Here is a 26508-nt window from a genome sequence, read left to right on the forward strand (position 1 = left end):
TGCGGATGGTGGCGCCCTGGACGGCGTCGCGCTGGATGAAGGTCTCCGGCACGCCCGGTGCCGCCGCATCGGTGATCCGTTGCAGCCGCACCGGGCCGTGGCCCTTGGGCCGAGCCGCCTGCACGGCAGGGGCGCACCGCTGTTCCGGCTCCGCCAGGTCGCATCGCCCACGTCGACGGCATCGCCTAGCCGTTCCCGGTCCTGTGCCTCGGCCGCCATCGCCCCGCGCAGGCGGTGCAGCCTGGCCCAGGCGGTCCGGGTGCTGCCCAGCCCCAGGGCGCGCGCTGCAAGGCCAGTGCGCTTGCCCCCGTGCGTTCGATGGACGAGGTACCGGGTGGTGGATGGTGCCTTCAGGGCGCGACGACGAACTTTCCGTCCTTGACGGTGAGCACCACGGCGCCGAATTCCGGCTTGCGATCCTTCTGGTTCCACAGGCCGCTGCCGCCCAGGATGGGCACGTCCTTGATGCGCAGGAAGGCGTCGTGCACGGCCTGGCGCGTGGGCTTGGGGCCGGCTTCCTGCAAGGTGGCGATCGCCAGCAGCCCCTGCGTGTAGCCGACGGCTGCCCAGCTGTCGGGCTCGATGCCGTAGCGGGCCTGGTACGCGGCCTCGAAAGCCTTGTTCAGCGGGCGGTCCAGGCCGATCACGTGGTCGGACACGGCGACCGCGCCTTCACCCGCCTTGCCCACCGCCGCGAGGAACTTGGGCGACACCATGCCCACGGCGCCGATGAAGCGCACCTTCTCGGGCACGCCCGCCTGGCGCAGCTGCACGATAATGTTGGCGGACTGCTCGGGGAAGGTGGCGAGATAGATGGCGTCGATGTCCTGGGTCTTGAGCTTGGTGGCCAGGGGCTGGAAGTTGGAGTCGGCGGTGACGATGGCTTCCTCGGCCACCACGGTGCCGCCTGCGGCCTTGAACGGATCGCGGAAGCTGTTCTTGGAGTCGATCCAGGTCTCGTTGGACCGGTCGAACACGAGGGCCACCTTGCGGATGGACATCTTTTCCCGCGCGTACTGGGCGACGACGGCGGTGACCATGGTGGGCGACTGCTGGAACTTCATGCTCCAGGTGCCGCCGACCTTGAGCACCGCGTCGGACATACCGGAATGCAGGTTGGGCGTGCGCTTGTCGGCGAACAGCGGCGCCACGGCCATGGCGTCGGTGGTGGAAGTCGGGCCGAGCACCAGGATGGCGCGATCACGATCGACGGCCTGGTTGGCAAGGTTGATGGACTGGCCCTTGTCGCTGCCGTTGTCGCGCTCGATCAGCTTGACCTTGGCGCCATGGATGCCGCCCCTGGCATTGACCTCCTCGAAGGCCAGGCGGATCGAGTTCTGAAAGGGCACGCCGCCGTAGGCGAGGGGGCCGGTGGACGACTGGATCGACTCCACGACGAGTTCGTCCTGCGCGTGGGCCGCCGGGGCGAGGGCGGCGCATGTGGCCAGCAGCGCGGTACCGGCCAGCTTGCGGAGCATCGGGCACATGGTTCGTCTCCTGAAAAAACAGGCAGGGCGCGTAGCGCGCCGCTGCCCTTGCTGCGAACGAGCGGCGACGGAGGGCCGCTCGCAGGACGGTGCGCCTCGATGGGGGCGCTTGCCGTCCCGCCGCCGGGTCAGATGGTGACGCGATCGCGCGACTGGCGCAACGTGGCCACCGTTTCATCCACCAGGCGGTGCAGCACGTCGGCGGCGGGCGGGACGTCCTTGATCAGGCTCGAGCCCTGGCCGGCCGGCAGCGGCTGGTGGTCCTTCAGGTCGGCTTCGACCGACGCGAAGCGCACCGGGCCGATCGCCACGCGCTGCGCCGGATAGCCCAGCATCTCGTGCTCGTGGCCTTCCCAGACTTCGGTGTAGCGGTTCTTGAGCTGGCGCACGTACAGGCCGTCGAACAGCAGCGAGCGGATGGTCTGGTCGTACTCGGCGTCGACGATCGACTGCTTGTAGTTCGGGCCCACCGTGGCCTCGCGCGTCGCGATGAAGCGCGTGCCGACCCACACGCCCTGCGCGCCCTGCGTCAGCACGCCGGCGATCTGCGCGCCGTTCACGATGCCGCCGGCCGCCACCACCGGCACCGTGGCGAATTCCAGCACTTCGGCCAGCAGGGTGATCAGGCCGACGTCGCCGGTGTGGCCGCCGCCTTCGGTTCCCTGCACGACGACGACGTCGGTGCCGGCCTTGATGGCGGACTTCGCATGCCGGGCGGACCCGACCATGCTGATGGTCTTGACGCCGCGGGCGTGGCATTCATCCACCACCCACTTGGGTGTGCCCAGGGCGCAGGCGATCACCTCGACCTTGTGCTTGAAGCAGATCTCCAGCTTGGTCTTGGCATCCTCGATGCCCATGGCCTGGTCGTCCACCGGCTTGACCTGCACGCCCAGCGCCTCGATCTCCTTTTGCAGCTGCACGATCGGCGAAGGCAGGACGTCGATCTTGATCTCGGACAGGTCCTTCGGCGCCCGCAGCGGAAAGCCGATGTCCACGCACAGCGGCTTGTCGGTCAGGCTGCGGACCAGCTTGATTTCCTGCTCGACGCGCTCGGGCGTGGGCGAGATCGCCGCGATCGTCCCGAGCCCCCCGGCCTTGGACACGGCGGCCGCCAGCGGCCCGAAGGCGACGCCGCCCATGCCGGCCTGCAGGATGGGATATTCGATGCCGAGCAGGTCGCAGAGGGGGGTTCTGAGTTTGGCCATGATGGATCTCCTGATGATGTGATGTGGATGGGTCAGGTTAAGAGATCGCCCCGCAGGAAGCAGCTTCTGTTCTGCGAGCCCCCGATTCGGTTTCGACGAATCGGCCGGGGCGCTTGGGGGAACGTGGGGCCGGTCGTCGCGTTCGCAGCCGCGGCCGCTGCCGTTTTTCTCAGCTGCGGGTGAGATCGACGAGCTTGCGCCATTTGGCCGCTTCGCCGGCGGCGGCCGCGCGCACGGTGGCAGCGGGTTCGTAGGCCAGATCGAGGAACTGGTTGTCGCAGAACGTCTTGAATTCCGGCGTGGCGACGATCTTGCCGAACGCCTCGGACAGCTGGTTCACGATGGCCTCGGGCGTGCCTTTGGGCGCGAAGGCCCAGACCGGCGAGGTGACCTCGTAGTCCAGGTGCAGCGCTTCCTTGACCGTGGGCACGTCGGGCAGATGCGCCGAGCGCGTGGCCCCCGTGGTGGCCAGCACGCGCAGCTTTCCGGACTTGATCAGCGGAATCGCCGCCGGCCCGGAGAAGCCCAGCTTCACCTGGCCGGTGGAGGTGTCGACCATCGCCTGCGAGCCGTCCTTGTAGGGCGCGTGTACCAGCTCGATGCCGGCGACGTTGTTCAGCAGCGCGCCGCCCATGTGCGACGTGGTGCCATTGCCCGCGGAGGCGAAGGTGACCGTGCCCGGGGCCTTCTTCGCCGCGGCGACGACGTCCTGCACGGTCTTGAACGGCGAATCGACCGATGTGATCATGACCAGCGCCGTGCTGACCAGCTTGGCGACCGGCTCGAAGTCCTTGACGGGGTCGTAGCTGGTCTTGTTCAGCACGGGCGAGGTGTAGTGGCTGGACAGGTTGAACAGCAGCGTGTAGCCGTCGGCGGGTGCCTTGGCCACGGCGTCCGTGCCAATGATCGTGCCCGCGCCGGGCTTGTTCTCCACGACCACGGGGACGCTGTTCCACAGCTTGAAGAGCCCCGCGCTGACCTGGCGGGCCGTCAGGTCGGTGGCGGAGCCGGGGGCCACGGGAACGATGAAGCGGACGGGGCGCGCCGGGTAGGTTTCGGCCAGCGCCCGGCCGGCCGCTCCGAGCAGGGCGATGCCTGGCAGCGCCAGGACGATGGATCGACGGGGGAACATGGGGACAGTCTCCTGCGAGGGTTTCGGACATCCAGGGCGTCAGCGTTTTCCCAGCGTGTCCTTCCAGTACTTGGCCTGGACGGTCACTTCCTGGCCAGCTTCCTCCAGGGTGGTGGGCGCTGCCGTCAAGCCGGCGCCGGTGAGCTTTTCACGCACGGCAGGGTCGGCCAGCGCCTTGCGCAGCGCGGCGTTGAATTCATTGGCTGCCTCGGGTGGCATGCCTTTGGGGCCGAAGAAGCCCACGAAGGTGTAGACCTTGTCCAGTCCTGCGATGCCCAATTCGCTGAAGGTGGGTACGTCCGGCAGCAGCGGCGAACGTTTCTCGCCGGTGACGGCGAACGTCCTGGCCTTGTCGCCGCGGCTGACGGAGACGGCCTCGGGCATGCCCGTCACGCCTGCGGGGATCTGGTTCGCCATGACGTTCTGCGATACCGGGGCCGAGCCTGCGAAGGGAATCTGCTCCATCTCGACGCCGACGGCCTTGCCGATGGCGTCGCCCACCACGCCAGGGGCTCCGCCCGTGAGCGGAACGCCGTAGGAGCGCTTGACCGGATCGCGCTTGAGCGCTGCCGTGTAGTCCTTGAAGTCCTTGTAGCCCGCGGCGACGGGCAGGAGCAGTGCCCAGGAAGTGCGGGCACCCTGGCCCAGCGCGACGAAGTCACCCACGGTGTACTTCACGTGGGCTTCGGTCACCGGCACGATCAGCAGCGAATGATCGGTCGAGCACAGGATGGTCGTGCCGTCGGGCACGGCGTTCTGCACCGTCTGCGCGCCGATCTGGCCGCTGGCGCCGGGCTTGTTGTCGATGATCACCGTCTGCCCCAGTTCCTTGGACAGGCCTGGCGCCACCAGGCGGGCCACCAGGTCGGTGCCGCCGCCAGGTGCCTGGGGCACCACGATCTTGATGGGGCCCTTGAAATGTTGCGCCTGGGCCAGGCCGGGGGCGACGGTACAGAACAGGGCCGCGACGGACGACACTGCAGTTTTCAGGAAAGCGCGACGCATGGTGATTTTCCTTGACACGATGAATAAAGGGTTGCTCGTTGGGGATGGAAGGGAATCTATGTGGCAGAAATCAGCATGTCCGCTGCTTTTTCTCCAATCATCATGACCGGCCCGCCGGTATTTCCGCCGATCAGGGTCGGCATGATGGAGGCATCGACCACGCGCAGGCCATTGATTCCACGCACCCGCAATTGCGCATCGACGACGGCGTTTTCATCCTGGCCCATGGCGCAGGTGCCCACCGGGTGATAGCCGGTGTGGCTGTACTGGCGGATATAGTCCGCCAGTTCGCCATCGGACCAAGTCTTGGGATTGGGTTCCAGTTCATTTCCCCGCACCTTGTCGAATGACGGGCTTTCGGCGATGCGGCGGGAAATTCGTGCGCCTCGGGCGAGCGTGTCGATGTCTTCTTGCGCCGATAGGAAATTGAAATCGATGACGGGCGCCTGCTTCGGATCGGCGCTCGCGAGATAAATCCTGCCCCGGCTTTTCGGGCGCATCAGCGATGTCATCAGTCCGAAGCCATGGCCGATGCCCATCTTCCCGCTTTTCTTGTCGTGGACGGTGGGCACCAGGATGATCTGTACGTCGGGGCGGGGCAGATCGGGCAGGCTGCGGATGAACGCGCTCGCGTGCAGTACGTTGTTGGCCAGGAGGCCTTTGCGGGTGATCGGGTAGGACAGGAAATTCCAGGCCAGCCAGGGGAAACTGCGCCACGAGAGTCCGTAGGGAATCGTGGTCGGGCTGGAATACTGGATCGTCGCGCACAGGTGGTCCTGCAGGTTCTTGCCCACGCCCGGCAGGTGCTGCTGGACGGCGATGCCATGGGTGCGCAACTCGTCCGCGTCGCCGATGCCCGACAGCATCAGCAGATGTGGCGAGCCCACCGCGCCTGCCGAGAGGATCACCTCCTTGCGGGCCTGGATGACGCGGCCTTCGCCGTCTTGCGGGCCGGCCTCGACGCCGACGGCCCGCCCGTCCTCCACCACGACGCGCCGCACCAGCATGCCGGTCAGCACCGTCAGGTTGCGGCGCGACCGCACCGGGCGCAGATAGGCCGTGGAGGCCGAGACGCGCCGCCCCCGCGCGATGGACGCCTGCCGGCGGCCGAACCCCTCGTGGGTCGGGCCGCAGAAGTCCGGGTTGCGCTGGTAGCCCAGGCTTTCCCCCGCCTGGAAGAACATCTCCACCATCGGGCTGTAGCGGTCCAGGAACCCGACCTCCACCGGGCCGCTGGTGCCGTGGTACGGAGAATCCCTGAAATCCCGGTTGTTTTCGGAGCGCGTGAAATAAGGCAGCACTTCCTCGAACGACCAGCCCTCGTTGCCGAGATTGCGCCAGTCGTCGTAATCCGTCGGGTGGCCGCGCGTATAAACCATTCCATTGATCGAGCTGGACCCGCCCAGGGTTTTTCCGCGGGGCACGGCAATGGTGCGGTTGGCGGCGTTCGGCTGGGGAACGCTGGAGAAATTCCAGTTCAGCGTCGGATGGCTGAGCAGTGTGGCGATACCCAGCGGTACCTGGATATAGGGGTGGCTGTCGGGCGGCCCGGCTTCGATCAGGCAGACACGGATATTCGAATCGGCGGAAAGGCGGTTCGCCAGAACGCAGCCTGCCGACCCGGCGCCTACGATCACATAGTCGTACCCATCCTCTGTGATGCGGTAGGACACCTTGTCTCCTTTTTATGGGTTGATGGATGAATAATCATCCCGTCGCTGCAATAGCTTAGGGGGAGGTGCCGCCGGGAACAATTTTTGTTTCGCGAACCGGCCCTTCTTTGTTGGCGAACCGGAAACTGCGCAAAGGGGAAATGATCCAGCGTGGAATGGCTATCCCGGCCGCGCGCCGGGCCGGGCGCTCATTTCATCTGGTTGGGCAGCCACAGCGACAGCGCCGGGAACAGCAACAGCACCGCCAGCACCGCCAGATGCGCGACGACGTGCGGCACGGTGCCGTGAAACACCTCCTGCACGGGCGTCCTGGAGTACTTGGACACCACGAAGCAGTTGAGCCCCAGGGGCGGCGTGACCATGCCCAGCTCGGCGGTCACGATCTTGATGACGCCGAACCAGATCAGGTCGAACCCGAGCGAGGACACCAGGGGCGCGACGATGGGCACGGTGAGCACCAGGATCGCGATCTGGTCCAGGAAGCATCCCAGCACCAGGTACATCAGCGTCAGGCAGAGGATGATGACCCAGGGACTCACCGGCAGCGCCCCCACCCAGCCGATCAGCGACTGCGTGGTCTGCGTCAGCGCGAAGAACACCGTGAAGACGTGCGCGCCCAGCAGGATGATGGCCACCATGCAGGAGGTGCGCGTGGCGCGGCCGACCAGGTCGGCCACCTCGGCCCAGGTACGGCGGCCGCGCATGAAATACAGGATGGCGGACACCAGCGCGCCCATGGCCGATGCCTCGGTGGGCGTCGCCACGCCGGTGTAGATCACGCCGGTCACCGCCATCATCAGCACCAGCATGGGTGCCACCAGGCGCAGCAGCCGGAATTTCTCGCCCCAGGTGACCTGCTCCGACAGCGGCGCGCAAGAGGGGTCGCGCCTGGCCAGGTAGTAGGTGGTCAGCATGATGGCCGCCGTCACGAAGATGGCCGGCACCACCCCGGCGATCAGCAGCTTGCCGATGTTCACGTCGGCCAGCAGGCCGTAGATGATCATGGCGATGCTGGGCGGGATCAGCATCGCCAGCGTGCCGGAGATCGCCACCACGCCCGCCGCCATGCGGCGCTCGTAGCCGTGCTTGAGCATGGCCGGCAGCGAGGTGGCCGACAGCGTGGCGGCCGACGCCGTTGACGAGCCGCAGATCGCGCCGAAGCCCGCGCCCGACAGGGCCGTGGCCATGCCCAGCCCACCGGGCACGCGGCCGCACCAGGCGGCGGCGACCTTGAACAGGTCGTCGGCCACGCCCGAGCGCAGCACGAACTCGGCCATCAGCAGGAACATGGGGATGGTGAGGAACTCGAACTTGCCCGCCAGTTCGTGCGGCACCGAGGCCAGCACCCCCAGCGCGGCGGTCGTGCCACCCACCCACAGGATGCCGGCGAAACCCGAGAGGATCAGCGCGAAGCCGATGGGCGCGCCCAGCAGCAGCAGCGTGAACAGCAGTGCGAGGATGACGGCGGCGCTCATTCCACGCCTCCTTCCAGGCCGTGGTCCTGGACCACGTCCGGATCCTGGCCGCGCGTCAGCAGCATGAAGATGTGGTGCACCAGGCGCAGGCAGAGAATGCCCGTGCCCAGGGGAATCGGCAGGTAGGACAGCCACACCGGCCATTCGATGTAGCCCGGCATGTACTCCTGGTTGTGCAGCGCTTCCATGGCGGTTTCCCAGGCCAGCCAGCCGACCAGCCCGAACACGGCCAGGTACGCGAGGGCGCACAGCGCATCGGTCACGGCGCGCAGGCGCGGCGGCATGCGCTGGTGCAGCAGGTTGATGTTGATGTGGTCGCCGTGCGTGAAGGTGGAGGAGATCGCCAGATAGGCGGCCCCCACCAGCAGGTAGAAGGAGGTCACGTCCGTCACCCATTGCAGGGGTGCGGTGAAGGCGTAGCGCATCAGCGTGTCGGCCGATACCGCGAGCATGACGAGGCAGATGCACAGGCCCGCCAGGGCCAGGCCGATCTGCTCGAGCCGCCGAATGAGGGTTTGCATGGAGCTCCAGGAAAGTAGGGGCGCGGCAAGGGCCGCAGCACCGCGCCGGGACGACCCGGCGCACGGTGCGGCGCGCATGCGGTGCGCCGTGCTTATTTGCCGCTGGCGTCGTGGAAGGCCTGGAGCACGGCCGCGCCCGGCTTGCGTGCGCGATCCATCTCGGCCACCCAGTCGGTGGTCACGGACTTGACCTTGTCGCTCCACTGCGCCGCCTGCTCGGGCGTCAGCGTCGTGATCTTCCAGTGGTTCTTCTGGACGAACTCGTTGCGCAGCGCGGCCTCGCCGTCATCCTGGCCCTGGCACATGCTCTTCTGGGCGTTCCGCCCGGCCTCGTCGAGCACCTTGCGCACGTCCTCGGGCAGGGCGTTCCAGCCCTTGCTGCTGATGGCGAACATGATGTTGGCCCCGCCCAGTTGCAGGCCCTCGACGGCGTGGCGCACGATTTCCTCGATCTTGAAGGGCTTCACGCCGGTGTAGGGGTACATGCCCGCGTCGATGGTGCCGCGGTTCAGCGAGTCGTACAGCTCGCCCGCGGGCACCGCCAGGGGCGCGCCGCCCAGGGCGCGGACGGTCTTGTTCATGGAGCCGCCCACGGCGCGCACCTTGAGCCCCTGCATGTCCTGCAGCGACTTGATCTCGCGCGTGGTGGACATGATCTTGTACTGCGGCAGCGCGTTCACGAACAGCACGTGGACGCCCAGGGCCTTGAGCTCGCGCTCGTACAGCATGCCGCCTGCGCGCGAAATCGCGGACAGCTTGGCCGTGCCTTCGCACGAAGTGGAGTACAGGCCCGGCAGCTCGCCCACGGTGGACAGCGGCATCTTGTCGGGCTGGTAGGACGGCACCAGCATCACGATGTCGGCCAGGCCGGTCTTGAGGATGGTCAGGTAGTCGCTGCCCAGCTGGTTGGAGTGGTAGACCTCGAACTTGACGCGGCCGTTGGTCTTGGCCGTGACTTCTTCGGAGAACGGCTTGCCGCCCTTTTCCCAGAAGACGTGCGTCGGCGGCACCAGGTGCGCCATCTTCAAGGTGATGGGCTTGTCCTGGGCGTGCGATGCCGCGGCCGTTGCGGCCAGAACGGCGGCCACGGCGATCCGTGCCCAGCGGGTAGTGGGTTGCATGCTTGTCTCCTTGGTTTTGTGGTTGCCGATGGTGGGCGGCAGCCCTGTCGGCCGCCCCATCGGCACGGTGCTCAGAACCTGAACATCACGGACTTGGTTTCGGTGTAGGTCATGATCGAGTCGATGCCGAACTCGCGGCCCAGGCCCGACTGCTTGAAGCCGCCGAAGGGCATGACCGAGTCCGTCTCGCCGAAGGTGTTGACCCAGATGCGCCCGCCCCGGATGGCGCGCGCCATGCGGTGGGCGCGGCTGACGTTCTGCGTCCAGATGCCGCCGGCCAGGCCGTAGCTGGAGTCGTTGGCCATCGCGATCACGTCGGCCTCGTCCTTGAACGGGATGATGGCGGTGACGGGGCCGAAGATCTCCTCGCGTGCCATCTTCATCTGGTTGTCGGCACCGGCGAACACCGTGGGGCCGAGGAAATAGCCCTTGCCCGGCAGGCGCTCGCCGCCGGTCATGAGCTTCGCGCCCGCCTCGCGGCCCGCCTCGACGTAGGACAGCACGCGGTTGAGCTGGGTGCCCGAGACCAGCGGACCGAGCTTGGTGTCGGGGTCGAAGGGCGAGCCCACCTTCTGCGCGGCGGCGAAGCGGGTGATCTTCTCGGTCACTTCGTCCAGCACGCTCTCCTGCACGAAGATGCGGGTGCCGGACGAGCAGATCTGCCCCGAGTTCATGGTGAAGCCCAGCACGGCGCGCGGGATGGCCTTGTCCAGGTCGGCGTCGGCGAACAGGATGTTGGGCGACTTGCCGCCCAGCTCCAGCGTGGTGCGCTTGAGGTTGCCGCAGGAGGCCTGCAGGATCATCTTGCCCACCGCGGTGGAGCCGGTGAACGAGACCTTGTCGATGCCCTCGTGGCCCGAGATGGCCGAGCCCACGGTGGAGCCGTAGCCGGTGACGATGTTCACCACGCCGGGCGGCAGGCCGGTTTCCTGGATCAGCTCGGCCACGCGCAGCGTGGTCAGCGAGCACAGCTCCGAGGGCTTGAGCACCACCGTGTTGCCGCAGGCCAGCGGCGGCGCGATCTTCAGCGCGATCAGCAGCATCGGCACGTTCCAGGGGTTGATCTGGCCGCACACGCCCACCGGCTCGCGCAGGGTGAAGATGAAGGCCGTCTCGTCCGTGGGGTTGGTGGTGCCCATGATCTTGGACGGCCAGCCCGCGTAGTAGCGGAAGGCGTCCACCGCCATGCCCACGGCGGCGGTGGCCAGCCAGATGGGCATGCCGTTGTCCAGCGACTCCAGTGCCGCCAGCTCGGCGGCATTCTTCTCGATGGCGTCGGCGATGCGCAGCAGGGCGCGCGAGCGCACGTGCGGCGAGATGCCGCGCCACGACGAGGCTTCGAACGCCCGGCGTGCGGCGGCCACCGCGGCATCGACGTCGGCGGCATCGCCCTCGGCGATCTCGGCCAGCACTTCCTCGGTGGCGGGGTCGATGCTCTGGATCGTCTTGCCGGTCCGGGCAGGAACCCATTGGCCGTCGATCAGCAACTGCTTGGGTCCAGCCGCGATCCAGCGCTGCGCTAGGGCGAGTCCTTCGTTCACGGATTGGCTGCTGGCTTGGGCAGAGGTGAATGAGGACATGTCTCGTCTCCTTGATGTCGTTCGCTACTTGGAAATGCCCGCCGCGCTGGGCCGGATGTGGCCCGCGCGGTCGCGGGTCAGCCCGGCAGATCGAGCACGGTGCGCGCGAGGATGTTGCGCTGCACCTCGTTGGAGCCGCCGTAGATCTTGGCGGCGCTGGCGTTGAGCAGCGGCGCGAGCAGGTGGATGCGGCTGCCGCCCACGTCCGCCGCCCCGGCCAGCGTGGCGGAGGTGCCGCCGTGCCTGGCCATCGCCAGGCCGATGCGCTGGTAGGTCTCGGTGGCCCAGACCTTGAGCATGGACACCGAGGCGGGCAGCTTCTCGCCGCGCTTCACGTAGTCGCCGTAGCGGGTATAGAGGGCGGAGAGGTCGGCCACGTCCAGCGCCAGTTCGGTGTAGGCCGCGCAGAAGGCCGGGTCGTCCATCAGGCCGCTCATGCGGCCCAGCGTGCGCAGCTGCGCCAGCGCGAACTGCGACTGCTTGGGGCTGCCCAGGTGCAGGCGCTCGAAGCCCAGCAGCGCTTTGGCAATCGTCCAGCCCTCGTTGGGCTGGCCCACCAGGTTCTCGCGCGGCACGCGCACGTTGTCGAAGAACACTTCGCAGAACTCGGCATGGCCCGCCAGGTCGATGATGGGGCGCACGGTGATGCCGGGCGTCTTGATGTCGGCCAGCAAAAAGCTGATGCCCGCCTGCTGCTTCACCGTCTTGTCGGTGCGCACCAGCACGAAGATGTGCGTGGCGTCCTGCGCCAGCGTGGTCCAGATCTTCTGGCCGTTGACGACGTAGTGGTCGCCGTCCAGCACCGCCTCGGTGCGCAGGCTGGCGAGGTCGGAACCGGCGTTGGGCTCGGAATAGCCCTGGCACCAGACGTTCTCGCCGCTGACGATCCTGGGCAGGAAGCGCTGCTGCTGCTCGGGCGTGCCGTACTGCATGAGCACCGGGCCGACCATGAGCAGGCCCTGGTCGGGCGCGCGCGCCACGCCGTAGGACTCCAGCTCCTCGAACCATGCCAGCTGCTTGGCGGCGGGCAGCCCCATGCCGCCGTGCTGGACCGGCCAGGCCGGGGCGATCCAGCCCTGGCGCGACAGGCAGCGGTACCAGTCGCCGATCTCGTCCCAGTGCACGCGGCGCGGCATGTGGCGCAGGTGGCCGGGGTAGTTGCGGATGAGGAAGGAGCGCAGCATGCGGCGGAAGTCCTCGTCCGGCATGGCCTCCCAATCGGCGCTCTTGGGGAACTCGCCCGTCCACTCGTCGGCCACCTCGTGCGACGCGCCTTCGCCCACGGCCGCGAGCCAGCGTGCCTGCAGCGCGCGCTCGCCGCCCAGGCGCGGCAGCAAGGCCAGCACGCGCTTGAAGTACAGGCCCACGTCGCATTCGTCGGTGATGCCCATGGCGCCATGCAGTTGTACGGCCGCCAGACTCGCGTCCATGGCCGCGCGTCCGGCGCGCAGCTTGGCGCGCACGGCATTGGCGTCGGTGGGGTGGGCGCAGGCTTCCTCGACGCTGGCGCGCGCCAGCTCGACCTGGATGCGCACGTCCACGCAGCGGTGCTGGAGCACCTGGAAGCTGCCGATGGCCTTGCCGAACTGCTTGCGCTGCGAGACGTATTCCAGCGTCACCTCGTGCAGCCGCTCGGCGCTGCCCAGCAGTTCCGCCGCGTACAGGATGCGGCCGGCCAGCACGGCGCGGTCGATCAGCGCGGGCACCTCGGCGCCTTGCGCTACCACGGCATCGGTGCCGAGGGCCAGGTCGTCGAACACCAGGCGGGCGCGACAGCGGCCGTCGACTTCGAGCTGAGGCTCCACGGCCAGGCCGGCGTCCTGCGCGCCGACGTGCACCAGCACCGGCTGGCCCTGCGCATCGGCGGCGGCGACGAGCCAGCCGTCGGCCGGGTGGGCGGGCGCCGTGTAGGCGGCCACGCCCGAGAGGCGCAGCGAACCGTCCGCCGCCTTGGCGACCTGGCTGGCGCCAGCGGGATGGTCGAGATCGAGCGCCACGCCCACGATGCGCTCACCGGACACGAGGCCGGCGAGCAGCGCGCGCGCCGCGTCGGACGATGCGCCCGCCAGCAGCGTGGCGGCGATGCCGGCCACGGCGGTGAAGGGTTCGGGGGCGACCCAGCGGCCCACCTTGCGCGCCAGGATGGCGGCGGCCTGGACGCCCAGGCCCAGGCCGTCCTGCTCGGCGGGCACCAGCACGCCGGGCCAGCCCAGGCCGGCGACTTCGGTCCAGTCCTCGCGGCGGAACTCGGCGTGGGGCAGGGGCGTGTCTTCCGCCGCGCGCTGGCGGCGGGGAACGTCCAGGCCGCCACGGTCTTTCAGGAACTGTTCCGCGGAGTCTTCGATCGCCGCGAGCAGCGCCTGGTCTTCGGATGGGGAGTCGCTCATTGAAGTGCTTGCCTCGTTCTGTTCTATGGACGGAGAGGCTGCCAGCAGTGCAGCCTTCGGCGGGAAAGTCTCGGGCCTGGGGCGTCCGAAGCCAAGTTCAGGATGGCGAATCGCTTGTTCACCATTCGCGAATCCCGCGATAGGGACCCGGAGCACGCGCTTGCCTCGCGGCGCCTGCGGTTGCGCGTGCGGGCGGTTCATCACCGGGACGAGCGCGTCGAGGCGGAGCACGCGGCCGGCGCCGGTGGCGGGGCTCTCGTTCCGCCCGGTCCACGCCGGCGCCCTCGCAGAGGCGCGCGAACCGTGGCCGGAAGCATGGCGCCGTCCTGCGTGGGGACGATCGGTCCACCGTGGTGCCGTGGGCCACGGTGCTCCTGGGAGGCCGGCTCGGCCGGCGCGTTGCTCGAACGTGCTGCCCTGCGTGCTGCCGATGGCCGATGGGGTGGCGGAGCCGCGAGGCTTCGGGCCCGGGTTTCCTGGCGGGCCTCTGCGGCCGAGAAGAGAGCCACGCGCTCCCGTCAGGAAAGACCCGGAGGTCGGTTGGGCTTGAATTCCCGCGAGGGCCTGCCGTCGAGGATGACCGTCTTCGATTCGAGGTAGGCGTCCAGCCCCTCGACCAGCCCTTCGCGCCCGATGCCCGACTGCTTGAAGCCGCCGAAGCCGATGGAGAAATCGGTGCGGAAGACGTTGTGCCCCACGGTGCCCGAGCGCAGCTGGCGCGCCGCCGCGTAGGCGCGGTCCACGTCGTGCGTGAAGACCGAGTTGTTCAGGCCGTAGAGGGTGTCGTTGGCCAGGGCCACGGCGTGCGCGTCGCTGTCGGCGGCGATGACGCTCAGCACCGGGCCGAACACCTCCTCGCGCGCGAGGGTCGACGCGTTGTCCACGCGGCCGAACACCGTGGGCTCGATGTAGAAGCCGCGCTCCAGGTGGCCGGGCCGCTTGCCGCCGGTGGCGAGCACGGCGCCTTCCTGCCGGGCCTTGGCGATCAGGCCCTCCACGCGCTCGCGCTGGCGGCGCGATGCGAGCGGGCCGACCTGCGTGGCGGGGTCGAACGGGTCGCCGACGCGCATCGCGCCGAAGTGCGCGGCCAGCGCCTCGACCATCTGGTCGTGGCGGCCCTTGCCCACGATGATGCGCGTGAGCGACGAGCACACCTGCCCGCTCAGCATGCAGGCGGGCGTGGCGATGGTCTTGGCGGCGGTGTCGATGTCGTAGTCGTCGAACACGATGGCGGCGGACTTGCCGCCGAGCTCCAGCGTGCAGCGCCCGATGCGCTCGGACAGGATCGCGCCGATGCGCCGCCCCACGGCGGTCGAGCCGGTGAAGGCCACCTTGTCGATGCCGGGATGGCGCACCAGCGCCTCGGACGCCGCGCGGTCCGCCGTCAGCACGTTGACCACGCCCGGCGGCAGGCCCGCCGCCTCGGCGGCCTCGGCGACGATGTAGGCGGCGCCGGGCGCCTCCGGCGCGGCCTTGACGACCACGGTGCAGCCCGCCAGCAGCGCGGGCGCCAGCTTGTGCGTGAGCAGCGAGATGGGGCTGTTCCACGGAATGATGGCGGCCACGGTGCCGACCGGCTCCTTGACCAGCAGGCCCGTGTCGCCGCCGCCCGCGGGCGTGTGCCGTGCCTCCCACGGGTAGGTGCCGGCCAGGTCGGCGTAGCTGCCGTAGAACTGGCAGGTGCGCGCCGCCATGGCCTGCGCGAGCGCGTGGACCACCCCCATCTCGTTGGGCCAGACCTGCGCGATGTCGCCCGCGCGCGCGGTGATTTCCTGGCCCAGCGCGCGCAGGTGGCCGGCGCGCTCGGCCGGCGTCATCCGTGGCCAGGGGCCGTGGTCGAACGCGGCGCGGGCGGCCGCCACGGCGGCGTGGATGTCGGCCTCGCGGGCCTCGGCCACGCGCACGTAGCAGGTCTCGGTGGCCGGGGCGATCACGTCGAGCATGCCGTCGCTGCCGGGCGGGACCCAGGCGCCGCCGATGTAGAGGCGGTCGTGGTGGCCGTAGGGGATGGCGGAAGGAGGAGGGGTCATGGCTGCGTCGGCTCTCGGGTTGCGGCTGGGTCGGATGCCACGGTCTTCGGTTCGGGGAAGGCCGCGAGCCCGGCCACGCCGCCCTCGCGTCCCACGCCCGATGGCTCGAAGCTGCCGAGGCTGATGGAGGAAGCGGTGCGCGAAGCCTCGTGCCTCGCCGGGCCCGCGTGCGACCGGCGCGCTACACGCATGGCGTGCTCCGCAGTCTGCGTGAACACCTCGGCGTTCGGAACAGGGCGATGCGCGGCCGGGGGCCTGGCGAGCGGCCTTCACGGCGGCGGCCACGTCGGCCTCGCTGGCCTTGGCCACGCGGCGCGACTTCTTCGGTGGCGCAGTCGAGCCTGTTGAAGGTGTCGGCGGTGGAAGGGGCTACCCCGGTGGGAGGGTTGGCCCATTGGCCGCCGCTGAAGCACCGGCCGGCGCGAGGCCCGTTCAAGGGGGCGGCGGTCGCTGTCATCGCCGTGCCTCTTTGGTGATTCAAGCGATGACGCGAGGCGCCAGCGCGTCCTCGCGGACCATGTCCGCGCCCTTCTCGCCGATCATGATGCAGGGGGCGTTGGTGTTGCCGGCCGTGACCAGGGGCATGATGGCCGCGTCCATCACGCGCAGCCGCCGCACGCCGTGCACGCGCAGTCGCGCATCGACCACGGCGCCGGCATCGCTGCCCATCTTGCAGGTGCCCACCATGTGCCAGCCCGTGCCGCCGGTGCGCTGGATGTGCTCGAACAGCTGCGCGTCGCTCTCGCAGCCGGGGCCGGGCTTGACTTCCTCCACCACGCGCCGGCTCAGCGGCGGCGTGCCGATGATCTGGCGCAGCAGGCGCAGGCCGCCGACGTGGCGGCGGATGTCGTTCTCGGCGCTGAAATAGTTGGGACGGAACAGCGGCGCGGCCAGCGGGTCGGCGCTCGCCAGTTCCATGTGGCCGCGCGACTCGGGCGTGAGCAGCACCACCGAGCCGGAGACGCCCGGATAGCCGTCGGCCGCCACCTCGCCCGTGGGCGTGCCCGAGAAGCTCATGGGGTTGAAGGTGAGCTGCACGTCCGCCCGCGCGTCCGGTGCGCTGCTGCTGCGCGTGTAGGCCGACACCGGGGCCGCGCCCAGCGCCAGGTAGCCGCCGTGGGTGAACACGTAGCGCGCGCCTTCGAGGTACTTGCGCAGGCCGCTCAGGCGGTGGTTGACCGAACTGCCCGGCGTGGCGCGCCAGGTCAGCGATGCATACCAGTGGTCTTGCAGGTTGCGGCCCACGCCGGGCAGCGCATGCCGCACGGCGATGCCGTGGCGCTGCAGCTGCGCCGCCTCGCCGATGCCCGAGAGCATCAGGAGCTGCGGCGAGGCGAGCGCACCCGCGCTCAGGATCACCTCGCGTGCCGCCGCGATCTGGCGGCGCTGGCCGCCGTGCAGCACCTCCACGCCCGTGGCTTGCTCGCCATCGAGCAGCACGCGGGCGACATGCGCGTCGGTCAGTACCGACAGGTTGGAGCGGTGGCGCACCGGCTCGATGAAGGCCTTGTACGTGGTGTGGCGCTGCCCGCCTTTGATGGTGTACTGGCGCACGCCCACGCCGGGGTGGGGCGGCGCGTTCAGGTCGCGGGTGCGCGGAATGCCGGCGTTCACGCTCGCGGCGACGAAGTCCTCGGCCGAGGGATGCACTTCCACCGGGTCGGTCACGGACAGCGGCCCCTGGTCGCCATGCGCGGCGTCGTGCAGGCTCGCATTGTTTTCCGAGCGCTTGAAGTAGGGCAGCACGTCGTTCCAGCCCCAGCCCGGGTTGCCCAGGCGTTCCCACAGGTCATAGTCCTCGGGCTGGCCGCGCATGTAGATCATGCCGTTGATGCTGCTGGAGCCGCCCAGGCCCTTGCCCCGGTCCCATTGCACCTGCCGGCCGCCCAGCATGGGCTCGGGCTGGGTCTTGAAGCGCCAGTTGTAGCGCTCGCTGCCGAACAGCTTGGCCATGCCCGCGGGGGTGTTGACCCAGAAGGCGTCCATGCTGCCGCCGGCTTCGATCAGCAGTACGCGCGTTCTCGGGTCTTCGGACAGGCGGCTTGCCACCACGCAGCCCGACGAGCCGGCGCCCACCACGATGTAGTCATAGATGTCCATGGGTTCCTCGTGCAGCCGCCGTCTGGCACCGCTTTCTTCTGGATGAGGTGGCCGTTGCCGGCATTCGTGGAGCGGCCTGAGCCGACGGATGCCGCCGGGCCTGGCGTTCAGCAGCTCGCGGCCAGCCAGCGCGGCGTCGGCACCGGGCTCGTTCGCCACGGCGACCGGGGAGCCCGGCCCCTTGGCCGGTGCGACGGCGAACAGGCGCGCGGCCTGGTCCACCGGGCCACCAGCCGAATGGCCGGCCAAGAAGTGCGCGGGTGGCTTGTGCGGCGCGGCGGCAGGCAGAGCGGCGACGGTGAACAGGGAAGGGCCAGCGTGGCCAGGGCGAGGCGGCGGGCGGAAGCGCGCATGTCGATGTCTCCTGCGAAAAGTCTCGGGCCTCATGCGCCGGAAACCAAGTTCCGAATGGAGAAGGGCGGATTCCGCATTGGCGAACGCGCTGGCTGCGGAAGCGGCCTGTCGATCTTCTTGATGGCCGCGATGGCAGGAGGTGCCGTGGGCTGACCCTGGCCGGCGCGACGGCAGGCGGAAGGGGCCGGCGGCCGGAACGGCCGGTGCTTTCGTGTACCGGCCTCGGTTCTCGCCACGGTGCTGCGGCGCACATGGCAAATGCGGGGCCCGCCATGGGGACCCGTGCAGCGTCGAGGCATGGAGACGGTGTGTCCCCGGCTGCCATTCGGTGTTGTCGAAGGGCTGGTTCGCGTATCGGCAATTGACCCTTCTTCCACCGCTTCTTATCGTGGTGGACTCGTTCGAATCACGGCAGGAGACAAGCGCATGCATTCCATGTTTCGCCCACTGGCCGGCACGGCGCTGCCGGTCATGATGACTGCGATTTCCCCGGCAGCCCATGCACGGGCAGGCCGTTCTGCCGTGCCCATCCAGACGTGCATGGGCGCGCGGTGTTGATCTGCCCGAGTCCGCCCACTGGGCCTGGGCACGAGGCCCGAAGGCGGTCTTCGACGGCCTGGACGCCGGGCACACCCTGATTCCGCAGGCCGAGGCCTTCATCGAGCCGGAGGCCACCACCCCCCATGATTCCGGGCACGTGGCCGAGCACGTGCCGCAGCTTTCCCAGTCCTACTTTTTTGAAGGAATCCCGATCATGAAAATTCTCGTCCCCGTCAAGCGCGTGGTGGACTACAACGTGAAAGTCCGGGTGAAGTCGGACGCGAGCGGGGTGGACATTGCGAACGTGAAGATGTCGATGAACCCGTTCGACGAGATTGCGGTGGAAGAGGCGGTGCGCCTGAAGGAGAAAGGCGCGGCCACGGAAGTGGTGGCGGTGTCCTGCGGCGTGGCGCAATGCCAGGAGACGCTGCGCACGGCCATGGCCATCGGCGCGGACCGCGCGATCCTGGTGCAAAGCGACGCCGAACTGCAGCCGCTGGCGGTGGCCAAGCTGCTCAAGGCCCTGGTGGACAAGGAACAGCCCGGGCTGGTGATCCTGGGCAAGCAAGCCATCGACGACGACTGCAACCAGACCGGCCAGATGCTGGCGGCGCTGGCCGAACTGCCCCAGGCCACCTTCGCCAGCAAAGTCGAAGTGACCGGCGACAAAGTCAAGGTGACCCGCGAAGTCGACGGCGGGCTGGAGACGCTGGAACTGGCCACGCCGGCCGTCATCACCACCGACCTGCGCCTGAACGAGCCGCGCTACGTCACGCTGCCCAACATCATGAAGGCCAAGAAAAAGCCGCTGGAGACCGTCAAGCCCGAAGACCTCGGCGTAGACGTGCAAAGCAAGCTCAAGACCCTCAAAGTCAGCGAACCGCCCAAACGCTCGGCCGGCATCAAAGTCCCCGACGTCGCCACCCTGGTGGCCAAGCTCAAGAACGAAGCCAAGGTCATCTGAAGAAAGACACGCCATGAGCATCCTCGTCATCGCCGAACACGACAACGCCAGCCTCAAAAGCGCCACGCTGAACACCGTCACCGCCGCCCAAGCCTGCGGCGGCGACGTCCACGTGCTGGTCGCCGGCCACAACGCCGGCGCCGCCGCCCAGGCCGCCAGCCAGATCGCCGGCGTCGCCAAAGTCCTGCACGCCGACGCCCCCAGCCTGGCCCACGCCCTGGCCGAAAACATCGCCGCCCAAGTCCTGGCCATCGCCGGCGGCTACAGCCACATCCTGTTCGCGGCCACCGCCGGCGGCAAGAACGTCGCCCCGCGCGTAGCCGCCAGGCTGGACGTCGCCCAGATCAGCGACATCACCAAAGTCATCGGCGCCGACACCTTCGAGCGCCCGATCTACGCCGGCAACGCCATCGCCACCGTGCAAAGCGGCGACAGCGTCAAAGTCATCACCGTGCGCACCACCGGCTTCGACGCTGCCGCCGAAAGCGGCGGCAGCGCCGCGGTGGAAAGCCTCGCCGCCGTCGCCGACACCGGCAAGAGCGCCTTCCTCGGCTCGGAAATCGCCAAGAGCGAACGCCCCGAACTGACCGCCGCCAAGATCATCGTCTCCGGCGGACGGGCGCTGGGCAGCGCGGAGAAATTCAACGAAGTCATGACCCCGCTGGCCGACAAGCTCGGCGCGGCGATCGGAGCCAGCCGCGCGGCGGTGGACGCCGGCTACGCGCCCAACGACCTGCAGGTCGGGCAGACCGGCAAGATCGTGGCGCCGCAGCTGTACATCGCCGCGGGCATCAGCGGGGCGATCCAGCACCTGGCCGGCATGAAGGACTCCAAGGTGATCGTGGCGATCAACAAGGACCCGGAGGCGCCGATCTTCTCGGTGGCCGACTACGGGCTGGAGGCCGACCTGTTCCAGGCCGTGCCGGAGCTGGTCCAGGCGCTTTGAGCGCCATGGGCCTGGAGCCGGCCGCGCCGGCGGCGGGCGTGCAGCTGCTCGACGGCCCCGCCGGGCCGATGGAGGTGCTGCTCGACGCGCCGGCCATGCAGGCCAGCGCCGCCATCGAATGACCCGCCGGGCCGGGAGGCCAGCCACGGCAATGGACCCTGGCCCGGCATCCAGCACCGTTCGGTGACGGAGTACGACCGGCACGATGGGGCCACGCAGCGGGCCCGGAGTACATGCCGTGGGGAAGTGCCGGTTCACCGACAGGCCGAGTGCTTTTGCGCGGAAGCAGGCGGCGTGGGCCCATCGGGGCCGCGACGGCTGCGCCAGCTCGGGGAGCGAGAACCGCAGGCTGCTCCAGCAGCGCGTGGCCGGCCTGAGCCCGGGCAAGGCGATGCGGCGGCACGCCGCCGCGAAAAAGCGCCGAAGCCTTCGCCGCGCCGCACCCTGGTGCCCGAGGGGTGCCGTTTGTGCATTGTTGCAACTGGCCTGGGGCCATTCCCGAAGGACTCTGCAATCATGGCGGCGGCCGACTGGGCCTGTTCCGGAGGTGTGCTCGATGCGTAGTCCGCGGCGTTTCTTCTGGCTGCTGTGGCTGGTGCTCCCCATGCTGGCACGCGCCTACGGGCCCATGTACGACATGGGCAACCTGGGCATCCTGGATTCGTCGTGGTACTACCAGGCCATCCAGTACGACATCGCGCTCGGCAGCAAGGACGAGCGGCCCGCCGAGGCCCGCTCGCAGCTCGTCACCACGCCTTCGCCCGCCGTCTCGATGCCCGCAAGGCTGGCGTCGGGCTATCCGGCGGCCAGCCGTGCGGAGGCCGAGGCGACCTTCAGGTCCCTGCTGCGGTCCTATGCCGAGATCGAGAAGCGGTTCTCGATTCCCCCGGGCGATCTCGGCGGGGCGGCGGCGGCATTCGTCGCCGGCTGCTACATGGCCCTGCATGGCGCGGACTTCCCCGACGAGCACTTCGCCCCGCTGGTGCGCCAGATGCGCACGGCCATGGCCTCGGTGCCCGGCTTCGCCAAGGTGTCGGCGCGCGAGAAGCGCGAGGCCTACGAACAGTTGGCCATCATCGGCATGTTCATGGCGACCACGCAGATGGGGCTGAGGTCCCGGCCGGATGCCGGCCTGGCACAGCGCACCCGTGATGCCGCACGCCAGTACCTCGGCCAGTTCGTCAAGGGCGATGTGACGCGCCTGTCGCTGGGTCCGAAGGGCATGGCGCTGCGGTAGCGGTGTCCCGGCACTGGCCTGGATCCGGCCTGCCGAGCGTTCGAGGTGCGTGCTGCGGCTTTCCGGCCTGCAGGGCGGGCGCAGCACGCCGCGCCCGTGCATTGGATTGGCCGGCTCGACGCCGGGCCCCGTGGAACTCTACTCGCGCGGCAGGTACATCGTCGCCTCCACCTCCACCAGCGCCTCGTCGCCGGGCAGGAAGCGGTTGACCTCGACCACGGTGCTGACCGGCGGCTCGTCGGGATAGAACAGCCCGCGGACCCGGTTGAAGTGCGCGTAGTCGGGCAGGCGCCGGAAGTACTGCACCAGCTTGACGACCTGCGCCATGCTGCCGCCGTGCGCGATGGCCAGGTCGCGGATGCGCGCCAGCACGAACCAGCTTTGCGCGACGATCGGTGCCTCGAACACGTCCACCGACATCTGCCCCGTCTGGTAGCCCAGGGTGCGCAGCGCGGCCTGCGCCTCTTCCGGCAGGTCCTCGTAGCGGGCGACGGCGCGGCGCGTGGCCGGGTCCACCGCCACCACGCCACTCATGAAGACGAAGTCGCCCATGCGACGCGCGGCGGCGTAGCGGGCCATGGGGGCGCCGGTGCTCATGGCGCCGGCCTGGGCGCCACCGGCCAGTGGCGCAGCTTGCCCGGGTTCAGCAGGCCCAGCGGGTCGAAGCGCGCCTTCATGGCCAGGATGTCGGGCGCCAGGTCGCCGCCCGCCTTGCCGTCCTCGACGATGTGCACGTGCGGGTTGTTGATGCGCACGCCGTAGTCGCGGTGCTCCTGGATGATCTGGTCCAGCCGCTCCTCGGAGGAAAAGCGCACCAGCTGCAGCGCGCTGCAGGTCAGCAGCCCGTCCATGGAACGCAGGAACTCGGCGTGCATCAGCACCTCGCCCGCGTAGCGCTGCGTCAGCTCGGTGATCTGGCGCACGTGCTCGCCCGGGGTGAAGCTGGTCTGCAGGTAGGTCAGGTTCTTGTCCACCCGCAGCGCGTGCAGCGTGGTGTGGTTCCACGTGTACTCCATCAGCGTGCGGTTGGACTTCGCCACCTCCTCGGCGGTGCGCCGGTAGGTCACCGTGCCGCCGTGCGCCGCGACCATCGCCTGCAGCGCCTCCTCGCCCGCCTCGGCCACCAGCGAGAGCACGGCGTGGCAGCCGGCGGGCAGGTACTGCGCCAGCTGCGTCAGGTGGTCGGGCACCGGGCTGGCGAAGAAGGCCACCTCGCGCTTGGCCAGGCCCGGGGCGCGCGCCAGCGCGTCGGCGAAGGCCAGCGCGGCGTCGAAGTCGGTGAAGGTGGCGAGCGTCTCCAGCCACGGCTGGGCCGGCGCGAGGGCGATCTCCAGCTCCAGCACCAGGCCGTTGGTGCCCCACAGGTGGTGCATGCGCATGGCCTCGGCGCCGCGCAGCTCGACGACCTGCGGCTCCGGCTCGATGGTCATCGCCTTCAGGCCGAGCACGTTGCCCGGCGCGCCGAGCGGGCCGAAGTTGATCGAGCCCACGCCGCCGAAGCCGCCGCCGAACAGGCCGCCCAGCGTGGCGCTGCGGTAGGTGGAGGGCATGCAGCGCAGCTCCTGCCCGCTGCGCAGCGCGGCCTTCTCGAACTGGTGCAGGCGGATGCCGGCCTGCGCCCGCGCCGCGCCGGGGCGCACCCACAGCATGGTGCCGTAGCCGGTCATGTCGAGCACCACGCCGCCGGCCAGGGGCGTGGTCTGGCCGTAGTTGCCGGTGCCGCTGCCGCGGATGGTGACCGGCACCTTCAGCCGGGCGCAGGCGGCCACCAGGCGGCGGATCTCGTCCTCGGTGCGCGGGCGCACGACGGTGTCGGCCACCTTGCCTTCGAGCTGGCGCTTGAGCACCGGACTGAACCAGGAGAAGTCCTGCGACAGGCGCTCGATGCGGTTCGGGTCGGTGATCCAGTCGAGCTCGGGCAGCTCCAGCTGCAGCTGCTCGATGGGGTACAGGGGTGCGTTCATGGTGGCGGCCTCCTCAGTCATGGGACATCTCGCTGGCGTGCCACGAGCCCAGCGCGGCCCGCGTGGCCCAGGCCATCAGCGCGAACAGCGCCACGCCGGTCAGCGAGATCAGCAGCAGCGCGGCGAACATGCGCGGGATGTTGAGCTGGTAGCCGGCCATCAGGATCTGGTAGGCCAGCCCGGTGGCGCTGCCGCCGGTGCCGGCGACGAACTCGGCCACCACCGCGCCGATCAGCGCCAGCCCGCTGGAGATGCGCAGCCCGCCGAAGAAGTAGGGCAGCGCGCTGGGCACGCGCAGGCGCAGCAGCGTCTGCAGCCGGGTGGCGTGGTTCATCCTGAAATAGGCCTGCAGGTCCGGATCGACGCTGCGCAGCCCCAGCGTGGTGTTGCTGATGATCGGGAACAACGCCACCAGCGTGGCGCAGATCACCAGCGAGGCGGTCGGGTCCTTGACCCAGATGATGATCAGCGGCGCCACCGCCACGATGGGCGTGACCTGCAGCAGCACGGCGTAGGGGAACAGCGCGGTCTCGATCAGCCGGCTCTGCACGAACAGGAAGGAGACCAGCACGCCCACGACCGTGGCGACGACGAAGGACAGCACCGTGATCTTCAGCGTGACCAGCAGCGAGCTGCCGAGCATCGCCGCGTCGACGAGCAGCGTCTGCATCATCAGCGCCGGCGAGGGCACCAGGTAGGGCGGCAGTTCCAGGCCGTCCACCAGGGCCTGCCAGCCGCCCACCAGGATCAGGCCGACCAGCAGCGGCAGCACCAGGCGCTGCACGCGCGGCTGGTGCAGCAGCGGCACGGCGCGCCGGCGCGGCGGTGCCGCCGGGGCGGCGGGCGCGGGGGCCGCCTGCGCGGGCGTGGGCGCCGGGGCGGGCGCGGCGTTCCAGGTGATGCTCATGATGCGGTGGCCTCCTCGTCGGTGGGCTGGCTGGCGGCCCGCAGGCAGCGCTGCAGGTACTTGGCGTAGTGCTGGAATTCGGACGACACCATGAACTCCTCGCTGCGCGGGTAGGGCGCGTCGATGCGCACCTCCTCCACGATGCGGCCCGGGCGCGCGGCCATCACCACCACGCGGCTGGAGAGGAACACCGCCTCGTGGATCGAGTGCGTGACGAAGACGACGGTGAGCTGCTTCTTGCGCCACAGCGCCAGCAGGTCGGCGTCGAGCTTGTGGCGCGTGATCTCGTCCAGCGCGCCGAAGGGCTCGTCCATCAGCAGCAGGTTGGGCTGCACCACCAGGCCGCGTGCGATCGACACGCGCATCTGCATGCCGCCCGAGAGCGCGCGCGGCAGCGCCTTGGCGAACTTGGCGAGGCCCACCAGCGCCAGCGCCTCGGCCACGCGGGCGTCGGCCTCGGCGCGCGGCACCTTGGCCAGGTCCAGCGGCAGGCGCACGTTGGCCTGCACGCTGGCCCAGGGCATGAGCGTGGGCGACTGGAACACGAAGGCCATCCTGCGGCCGCCAGGGCCGGACTCCGCCCCGCCCGTCCCCCGCGGGGCGCCGGGAAACTTGGGGCGGCCCGGCGTTTCCTGGTGCTTGCCTTCGCCCGCCTGCGCCGCCGCCACCGGCGTGCGCCACAGCAGCAGGCGCCCGTCGCTGGGCTCCAGCAGGCCGGCGATCATCTTCAGCAGCGTGCTCTTGCCGCAGCCCGAGGGGCCCAGCAGCGTGACGAACTCGCCCTGCTGGATGGTCAGGTCGACCGGCTGCAGCGCGACGGTGCCGTTGGGGTAGGTCTTCTGCGCCGACAGGATCTCGACGGCCGGCGATGCCGGGGCGGGCGTCGCCGCCGTCATGGCAGCACCTTCGCCGCTTGCGCGATGTCGAGCCGGTAGGCCTTGGCGATGTCCACCTTGGCCGGGTCGACGAACTTCTGGTCGACCAGGATCTTCAGGTTCGCCCTGGCGCGCGCCTCGGTGATCACGCCGATGCCACCGGTGACCGCGTCGCCCGAGGTGACCATGCCCATCTTCTTGAGCTGCTCCACGCTGTAGGCGAGTTGCTCCTCGCTCATGTTGGGGTTGTCCTTGCGGATCAGCGCGTTGCCCGGCGCCGGGTCGGCCAGGTAGCTCTTCCAGCCCTCGGCGGAGGCCTTGACGAACGCCGCCACCGCCTGGCGCCGCGTCTCCACCGTCTTGTCCATGCACGAGATGGTGGAGGCGTAGGAGGTGTAGCCGTGGTCGGCCAGCAGGAAGGTGTTGGCCTTCACGCCGGCCTTCTGGATGGCGAAGGGCTCGGAGGTGAGGAAGCCCTGCTGCACCGTGTTCCTGTCCGCCAGGAAGGGCTGGATGTTGAAGGTGTAGGGCTTGACCTGCGCGTCGCTCAGGCCGTACTTGGCCTTCACCCAGGCCCAGTAGCCCTGGTAGGCGTTGCCGGCGATGAGGATGGTCTTGCCCTTGAAGTCCTCCATCGACTTCACGTCCTCGTGCGCGATCAGCACCTGGGGATCCTTCTGGAAGGTCGTGGCGACGGTGACGACGGGCACGCCGTTGTCGCGGGCGCGCATCATCTGCAGGTCGCTCGAGCCCATGATGCAGTCCGCCTGGCCGGCGGCCATGACCTGCATGATGTTGACCTGCGGGCCGCCCATCTTGATGCTCACGTCCAGCCCGTGCTTCTTGTAGAGGCCGGTGGCCACGGCCTGGTAGAAGCCGCCGTGCTCGGCCTGGGCGTACCAGTTGGTCATGTAGACGAATTTCTCCTGCGCCTGGGCGCCGAAGGCGGCGGCGCATAGCGCGGCGGTGGCGAGCAGGGGGCCGGGGCGGTGGCGCATGGCG

Annotated in this window: 20 protein-coding genes; 3 read left to right on the forward strand and 17 right to left on the reverse strand. The window is 69.4% G+C overall.

Translation table 11 applies throughout. The features are described from left to right. Window positions 1-350: 350 nt before the first annotated feature. The 12 genes from QM782_RS15775 to QM782_RS15830 all read right to left on the reverse strand — a co-directional run bounded on the left by QM782_RS15775 (window position 351) and on the right by QM782_RS15830 (window position 17719). Entirely contained in the window at window positions 351-1487 is a 1137-nt protein-coding gene (locus tag QM782_RS15775; RefSeq protein WP_415203852.1) for an ABC transporter substrate-binding protein, read from the reverse strand. Window positions 1488-1615: 128 nt separating this feature from the next. Next, window positions 1616-2956: an NAD(P)H-dependent flavin oxidoreductase gene (locus QM782_RS15780; protein ID WP_415205661.1), complete on the reverse strand. Its 1341-nt coding sequence runs from the start codon at window positions 2954-2956 to the stop codon at window positions 1616-1618. Continuing rightward, window positions 2865-3827, reverse strand: coding sequence for a Bug family tripartite tricarboxylate transporter substrate binding protein (locus QM782_RS15785; protein ID WP_415203853.1), 963 nt, complete (start codon window positions 3825-3827; stop codon window positions 2865-2867). Before QM782_RS15785 ends, QM782_RS15780 begins: the two co-directional genes overlap by 92 nt. A 39-nt stretch (window positions 3828-3866) precedes the next feature. Beyond that, the gene (locus tag QM782_RS15790; protein WP_415203854.1) at window positions 3867-4832 is read right to left on the reverse strand and encodes a Bug family tripartite tricarboxylate transporter substrate binding protein; all 966 of its coding nucleotides are present in this window, start codon (window positions 4830-4832) and stop codon (window positions 3867-3869) included. 56 nt (window positions 4833-4888) lie between these two features. After that, on the reverse strand, window positions 4889-6505 hold the full coding sequence (locus QM782_RS15795) for a GMC family oxidoreductase (RefSeq protein ID WP_415203855.1): 1617 nt from the start codon (window positions 6503-6505) through the stop codon (window positions 4889-4891). Window positions 6506-6693: 188 nt separating this feature from the next. Further along, window positions 6694-7980, reverse strand: a complete 1287-nt coding sequence (locus QM782_RS15800; protein WP_415203856.1) for a TRAP transporter large permease — start codon at window positions 7978-7980, stop codon at window positions 6694-6696. Further along, the gene (locus QM782_RS15805) at window positions 7977-8501 is read right to left on the reverse strand and encodes a TRAP transporter small permease (protein WP_415203857.1); all 525 of its coding nucleotides are present in this window, start codon (window positions 8499-8501) and stop codon (window positions 7977-7979) included. The genes QM782_RS15800 and QM782_RS15805 overlap by 4 nt, the downstream gene beginning before the upstream one ends. 92 nt (window positions 8502-8593) lie before the next feature. Beyond that, window positions 8594-9622 (reverse strand): TRAP transporter substrate-binding protein DctP, encoded by a 1029-nt coding sequence (gene dctP, locus QM782_RS15810; protein ID WP_415203858.1) that lies wholly within the window; start codon window positions 9620-9622, stop codon window positions 8594-8596. Window positions 9623-9693: 71 nt separating this feature from the next. After that, window positions 9694-11202 (reverse strand): aldehyde dehydrogenase family protein, encoded by a 1509-nt coding sequence (locus QM782_RS15815; protein ID WP_415203859.1) that lies wholly within the window; start codon window positions 11200-11202, stop codon window positions 9694-9696. Window positions 11203-11279: 77 nt separating this feature from the next. Further along, the gene (locus QM782_RS15820; protein ID WP_415203860.1) at window positions 11280-13589 is read right to left on the reverse strand and encodes an acyl-CoA dehydrogenase; all 2310 of its coding nucleotides are present in this window, start codon (window positions 13587-13589) and stop codon (window positions 11280-11282) included. A gap of 518 nt (window positions 13590-14107) precedes the next feature. Continuing rightward, on the reverse strand, window positions 14108-15619 hold the full coding sequence (locus QM782_RS15825; RefSeq protein WP_415203861.1) for an aldehyde dehydrogenase: 1512 nt from the start codon (window positions 15617-15619) through the stop codon (window positions 14108-14110). A gap of 477 nt (window positions 15620-16096) precedes the next feature. Next, window positions 16097-17719: a GMC family oxidoreductase gene (locus QM782_RS15830; protein WP_415203862.1), complete on the reverse strand. Its 1623-nt coding sequence runs from the start codon at window positions 17717-17719 to the stop codon at window positions 16097-16099. A 1108-nt stretch (window positions 17720-18827) separates the two neighbouring features. On the opposite strand from QM782_RS15830, the gene QM782_RS15835 reads away from it, so the two are divergent. The 3 genes from QM782_RS15835 (at window position 18828) to QM782_RS15845 (ending at window position 21760) form a co-directional block, all read left to right on the forward strand. Further along, a complete protein-coding gene (locus QM782_RS15835) occupies window positions 18828-19577 on the forward strand; it encodes an electron transfer flavoprotein subunit beta/FixA family protein (RefSeq protein ID WP_415205662.1) in 750 nt (249 codons plus the stop codon). A 13-nt stretch (window positions 19578-19590) separates the two neighbouring features. After that, window positions 19591-20523 carry an electron transfer flavoprotein subunit alpha/FixB family protein gene (locus QM782_RS15840; RefSeq protein ID WP_415203863.1) on the forward strand — a complete coding sequence of 311 codons (933 nt, stop codon included), beginning with the start codon at window positions 19591-19593 and terminating at the stop codon, window positions 20521-20523. 604 nt (window positions 20524-21127) lie between these two features. Next, the gene (locus QM782_RS15845) at window positions 21128-21760 is read left to right on the forward strand and encodes a DUF6683 family protein (protein ID WP_415203864.1); all 633 of its coding nucleotides are present in this window, start codon (window positions 21128-21130) and stop codon (window positions 21758-21760) included. Window positions 21761-21898: 138 nt separating this feature from the next. Here the strand turns inward: QM782_RS15845 and QM782_RS15850 are convergent, their stop codons facing one another. Genes QM782_RS15850 through QM782_RS15870 form a run of 5 tightly spaced genes read right to left on the reverse strand, consistent with a single transcriptional unit; the run spans window position 21899 to window position 26504 of the window. After that, on the reverse strand, window positions 21899-22357 hold the full coding sequence (locus tag QM782_RS15850) for a RidA family protein (RefSeq protein ID WP_415203865.1): 459 nt from the start codon (window positions 22355-22357) through the stop codon (window positions 21899-21901). Then, window positions 22354-23724: an FAD-binding oxidoreductase gene (locus QM782_RS15855; protein WP_415203866.1), complete on the reverse strand. Its 1371-nt coding sequence runs from the start codon at window positions 23722-23724 to the stop codon at window positions 22354-22356. The genes QM782_RS15850 and QM782_RS15855 overlap by 4 nt, the downstream gene beginning before the upstream one ends. A 13-nt stretch (window positions 23725-23737) precedes the next feature. Then, complete coding sequence (locus QM782_RS15860; RefSeq protein WP_415203867.1) at window positions 23738-24631, reverse strand: ABC transporter permease; 894 nt, start codon at window positions 24629-24631, stop codon at window positions 23738-23740. Continuing rightward, window positions 24628-25527 (reverse strand): ABC transporter ATP-binding protein, encoded by a 900-nt coding sequence (locus tag QM782_RS15865; RefSeq protein ID WP_415203868.1) that lies wholly within the window; start codon window positions 25525-25527, stop codon window positions 24628-24630. Before QM782_RS15865 ends, QM782_RS15860 begins: the two co-directional genes overlap by 4 nt. Continuing rightward, window positions 25524-26504, reverse strand: a complete 981-nt coding sequence (locus QM782_RS15870) for an ABC transporter substrate-binding protein (protein WP_415203869.1) — start codon at window positions 26502-26504, stop codon at window positions 25524-25526. The genes QM782_RS15865 and QM782_RS15870 overlap by 4 nt, the downstream gene beginning before the upstream one ends. Window positions 26505-26508 lie beyond the last annotated feature (4 nt).

This window comes from Pseudorhodoferax sp., assembly GCF_047601025.1.
Taxonomy (GTDB): Bacteria; Pseudomonadota; Gammaproteobacteria; order Burkholderiales; family Burkholderiaceae_C; genus Pseudorhodoferax.

What these genes read in the sequence shown, in the direction of transcription:
- QM782_RS15800 (WP_415203856.1), bottom strand. Translation starts at nt 7,980, where the DNA reads ATGAGCGCCGCCGTCATCCTCGCACTGCTGTTCACGCTGCTGCTGCTG.
- QM782_RS15815 (WP_415203859.1), bottom strand. Translation starts at nt 11,202, where the DNA reads ATGTCCTCATTCACCTCTGCCCAAGCCAGCAGCCAATCCGTGAACGAA.
- QM782_RS15850 (WP_415203865.1), bottom strand. Translation starts at nt 22,357, where the DNA reads ATGAGCACCGGCGCCCCCATGGCCCGCTACGCCGCCGCGCGTCGCATG.
- dctP (WP_415203858.1), bottom strand. Translation starts at nt 9,622, where the DNA reads ATGCAACCCACTACCCGCTGGGCACGGATCGCCGTGGCCGCCGTTCTG.
- QM782_RS15775 (WP_415203852.1), bottom strand. Translation starts at nt 1,487, where the DNA reads ATGTGCCCGATGCTCCGCAAGCTGGCCGGTACCGCGCTGCTGGCCACA.
- QM782_RS15845 (WP_415203864.1), top strand. Translation starts at nt 21,128, where the DNA reads ATGCTGGCACGCGCCTACGGGCCCATGTACGACATGGGCAACCTGGGC.
- QM782_RS15870 (WP_415203869.1), bottom strand. Translation starts at nt 26,504, where the DNA reads ATGCGCCACCGCCCCGGCCCCCTGCTCGCCACCGCCGCGCTATGCGCC.
- QM782_RS15785 (WP_415203853.1), bottom strand. Translation starts at nt 3,827, where the DNA reads ATGTTCCCCCGTCGATCCATCGTCCTGGCGCTGCCAGGCATCGCCCTG.
- QM782_RS15825 (WP_415203861.1), bottom strand. Translation starts at nt 15,619, where the DNA reads ATGACCCCTCCTCCTTCCGCCATCCCCTACGGCCACCACGACCGCCTC.
- QM782_RS15830 (WP_415203862.1), bottom strand. Translation starts at nt 17,719, where the DNA reads ATGGACATCTATGACTACATCGTGGTGGGCGCCGGCTCGTCGGGCTGC.
- QM782_RS15860 (WP_415203867.1), bottom strand. Translation starts at nt 24,631, where the DNA reads ATGAGCATCACCTGGAACGCCGCGCCCGCCCCGGCGCCCACGCCCGCG.
- QM782_RS15855 (WP_415203866.1), bottom strand. Translation starts at nt 23,724, where the DNA reads ATGAACGCACCCCTGTACCCCATCGAGCAGCTGCAGCTGGAGCTGCCC.
- QM782_RS15865 (WP_415203868.1), bottom strand. Translation starts at nt 25,527, where the DNA reads ATGACGGCGGCGACGCCCGCCCCGGCATCGCCGGCCGTCGAGATCCTG.
- QM782_RS15805 (WP_415203857.1), bottom strand. Translation starts at nt 8,501, where the DNA reads ATGCAAACCCTCATTCGGCGGCTCGAGCAGATCGGCCTGGCCCTGGCG.
- QM782_RS15790 (WP_415203854.1), bottom strand. Translation starts at nt 4,832, where the DNA reads ATGCGTCGCGCTTTCCTGAAAACTGCAGTGTCGTCCGTCGCGGCCCTG.
- QM782_RS15820 (WP_415203860.1), bottom strand. Translation starts at nt 13,589, where the DNA reads ATGAGCGACTCCCCATCCGAAGACCAGGCGCTGCTCGCGGCGATCGAA.
- QM782_RS15840 (WP_415203863.1), top strand. Translation starts at nt 19,591, where the DNA reads ATGAGCATCCTCGTCATCGCCGAACACGACAACGCCAGCCTCAAAAGC.
- QM782_RS15835 (WP_415205662.1), top strand. Translation starts at nt 18,828, where the DNA reads ATGAAAATTCTCGTCCCCGTCAAGCGCGTGGTGGACTACAACGTGAAA.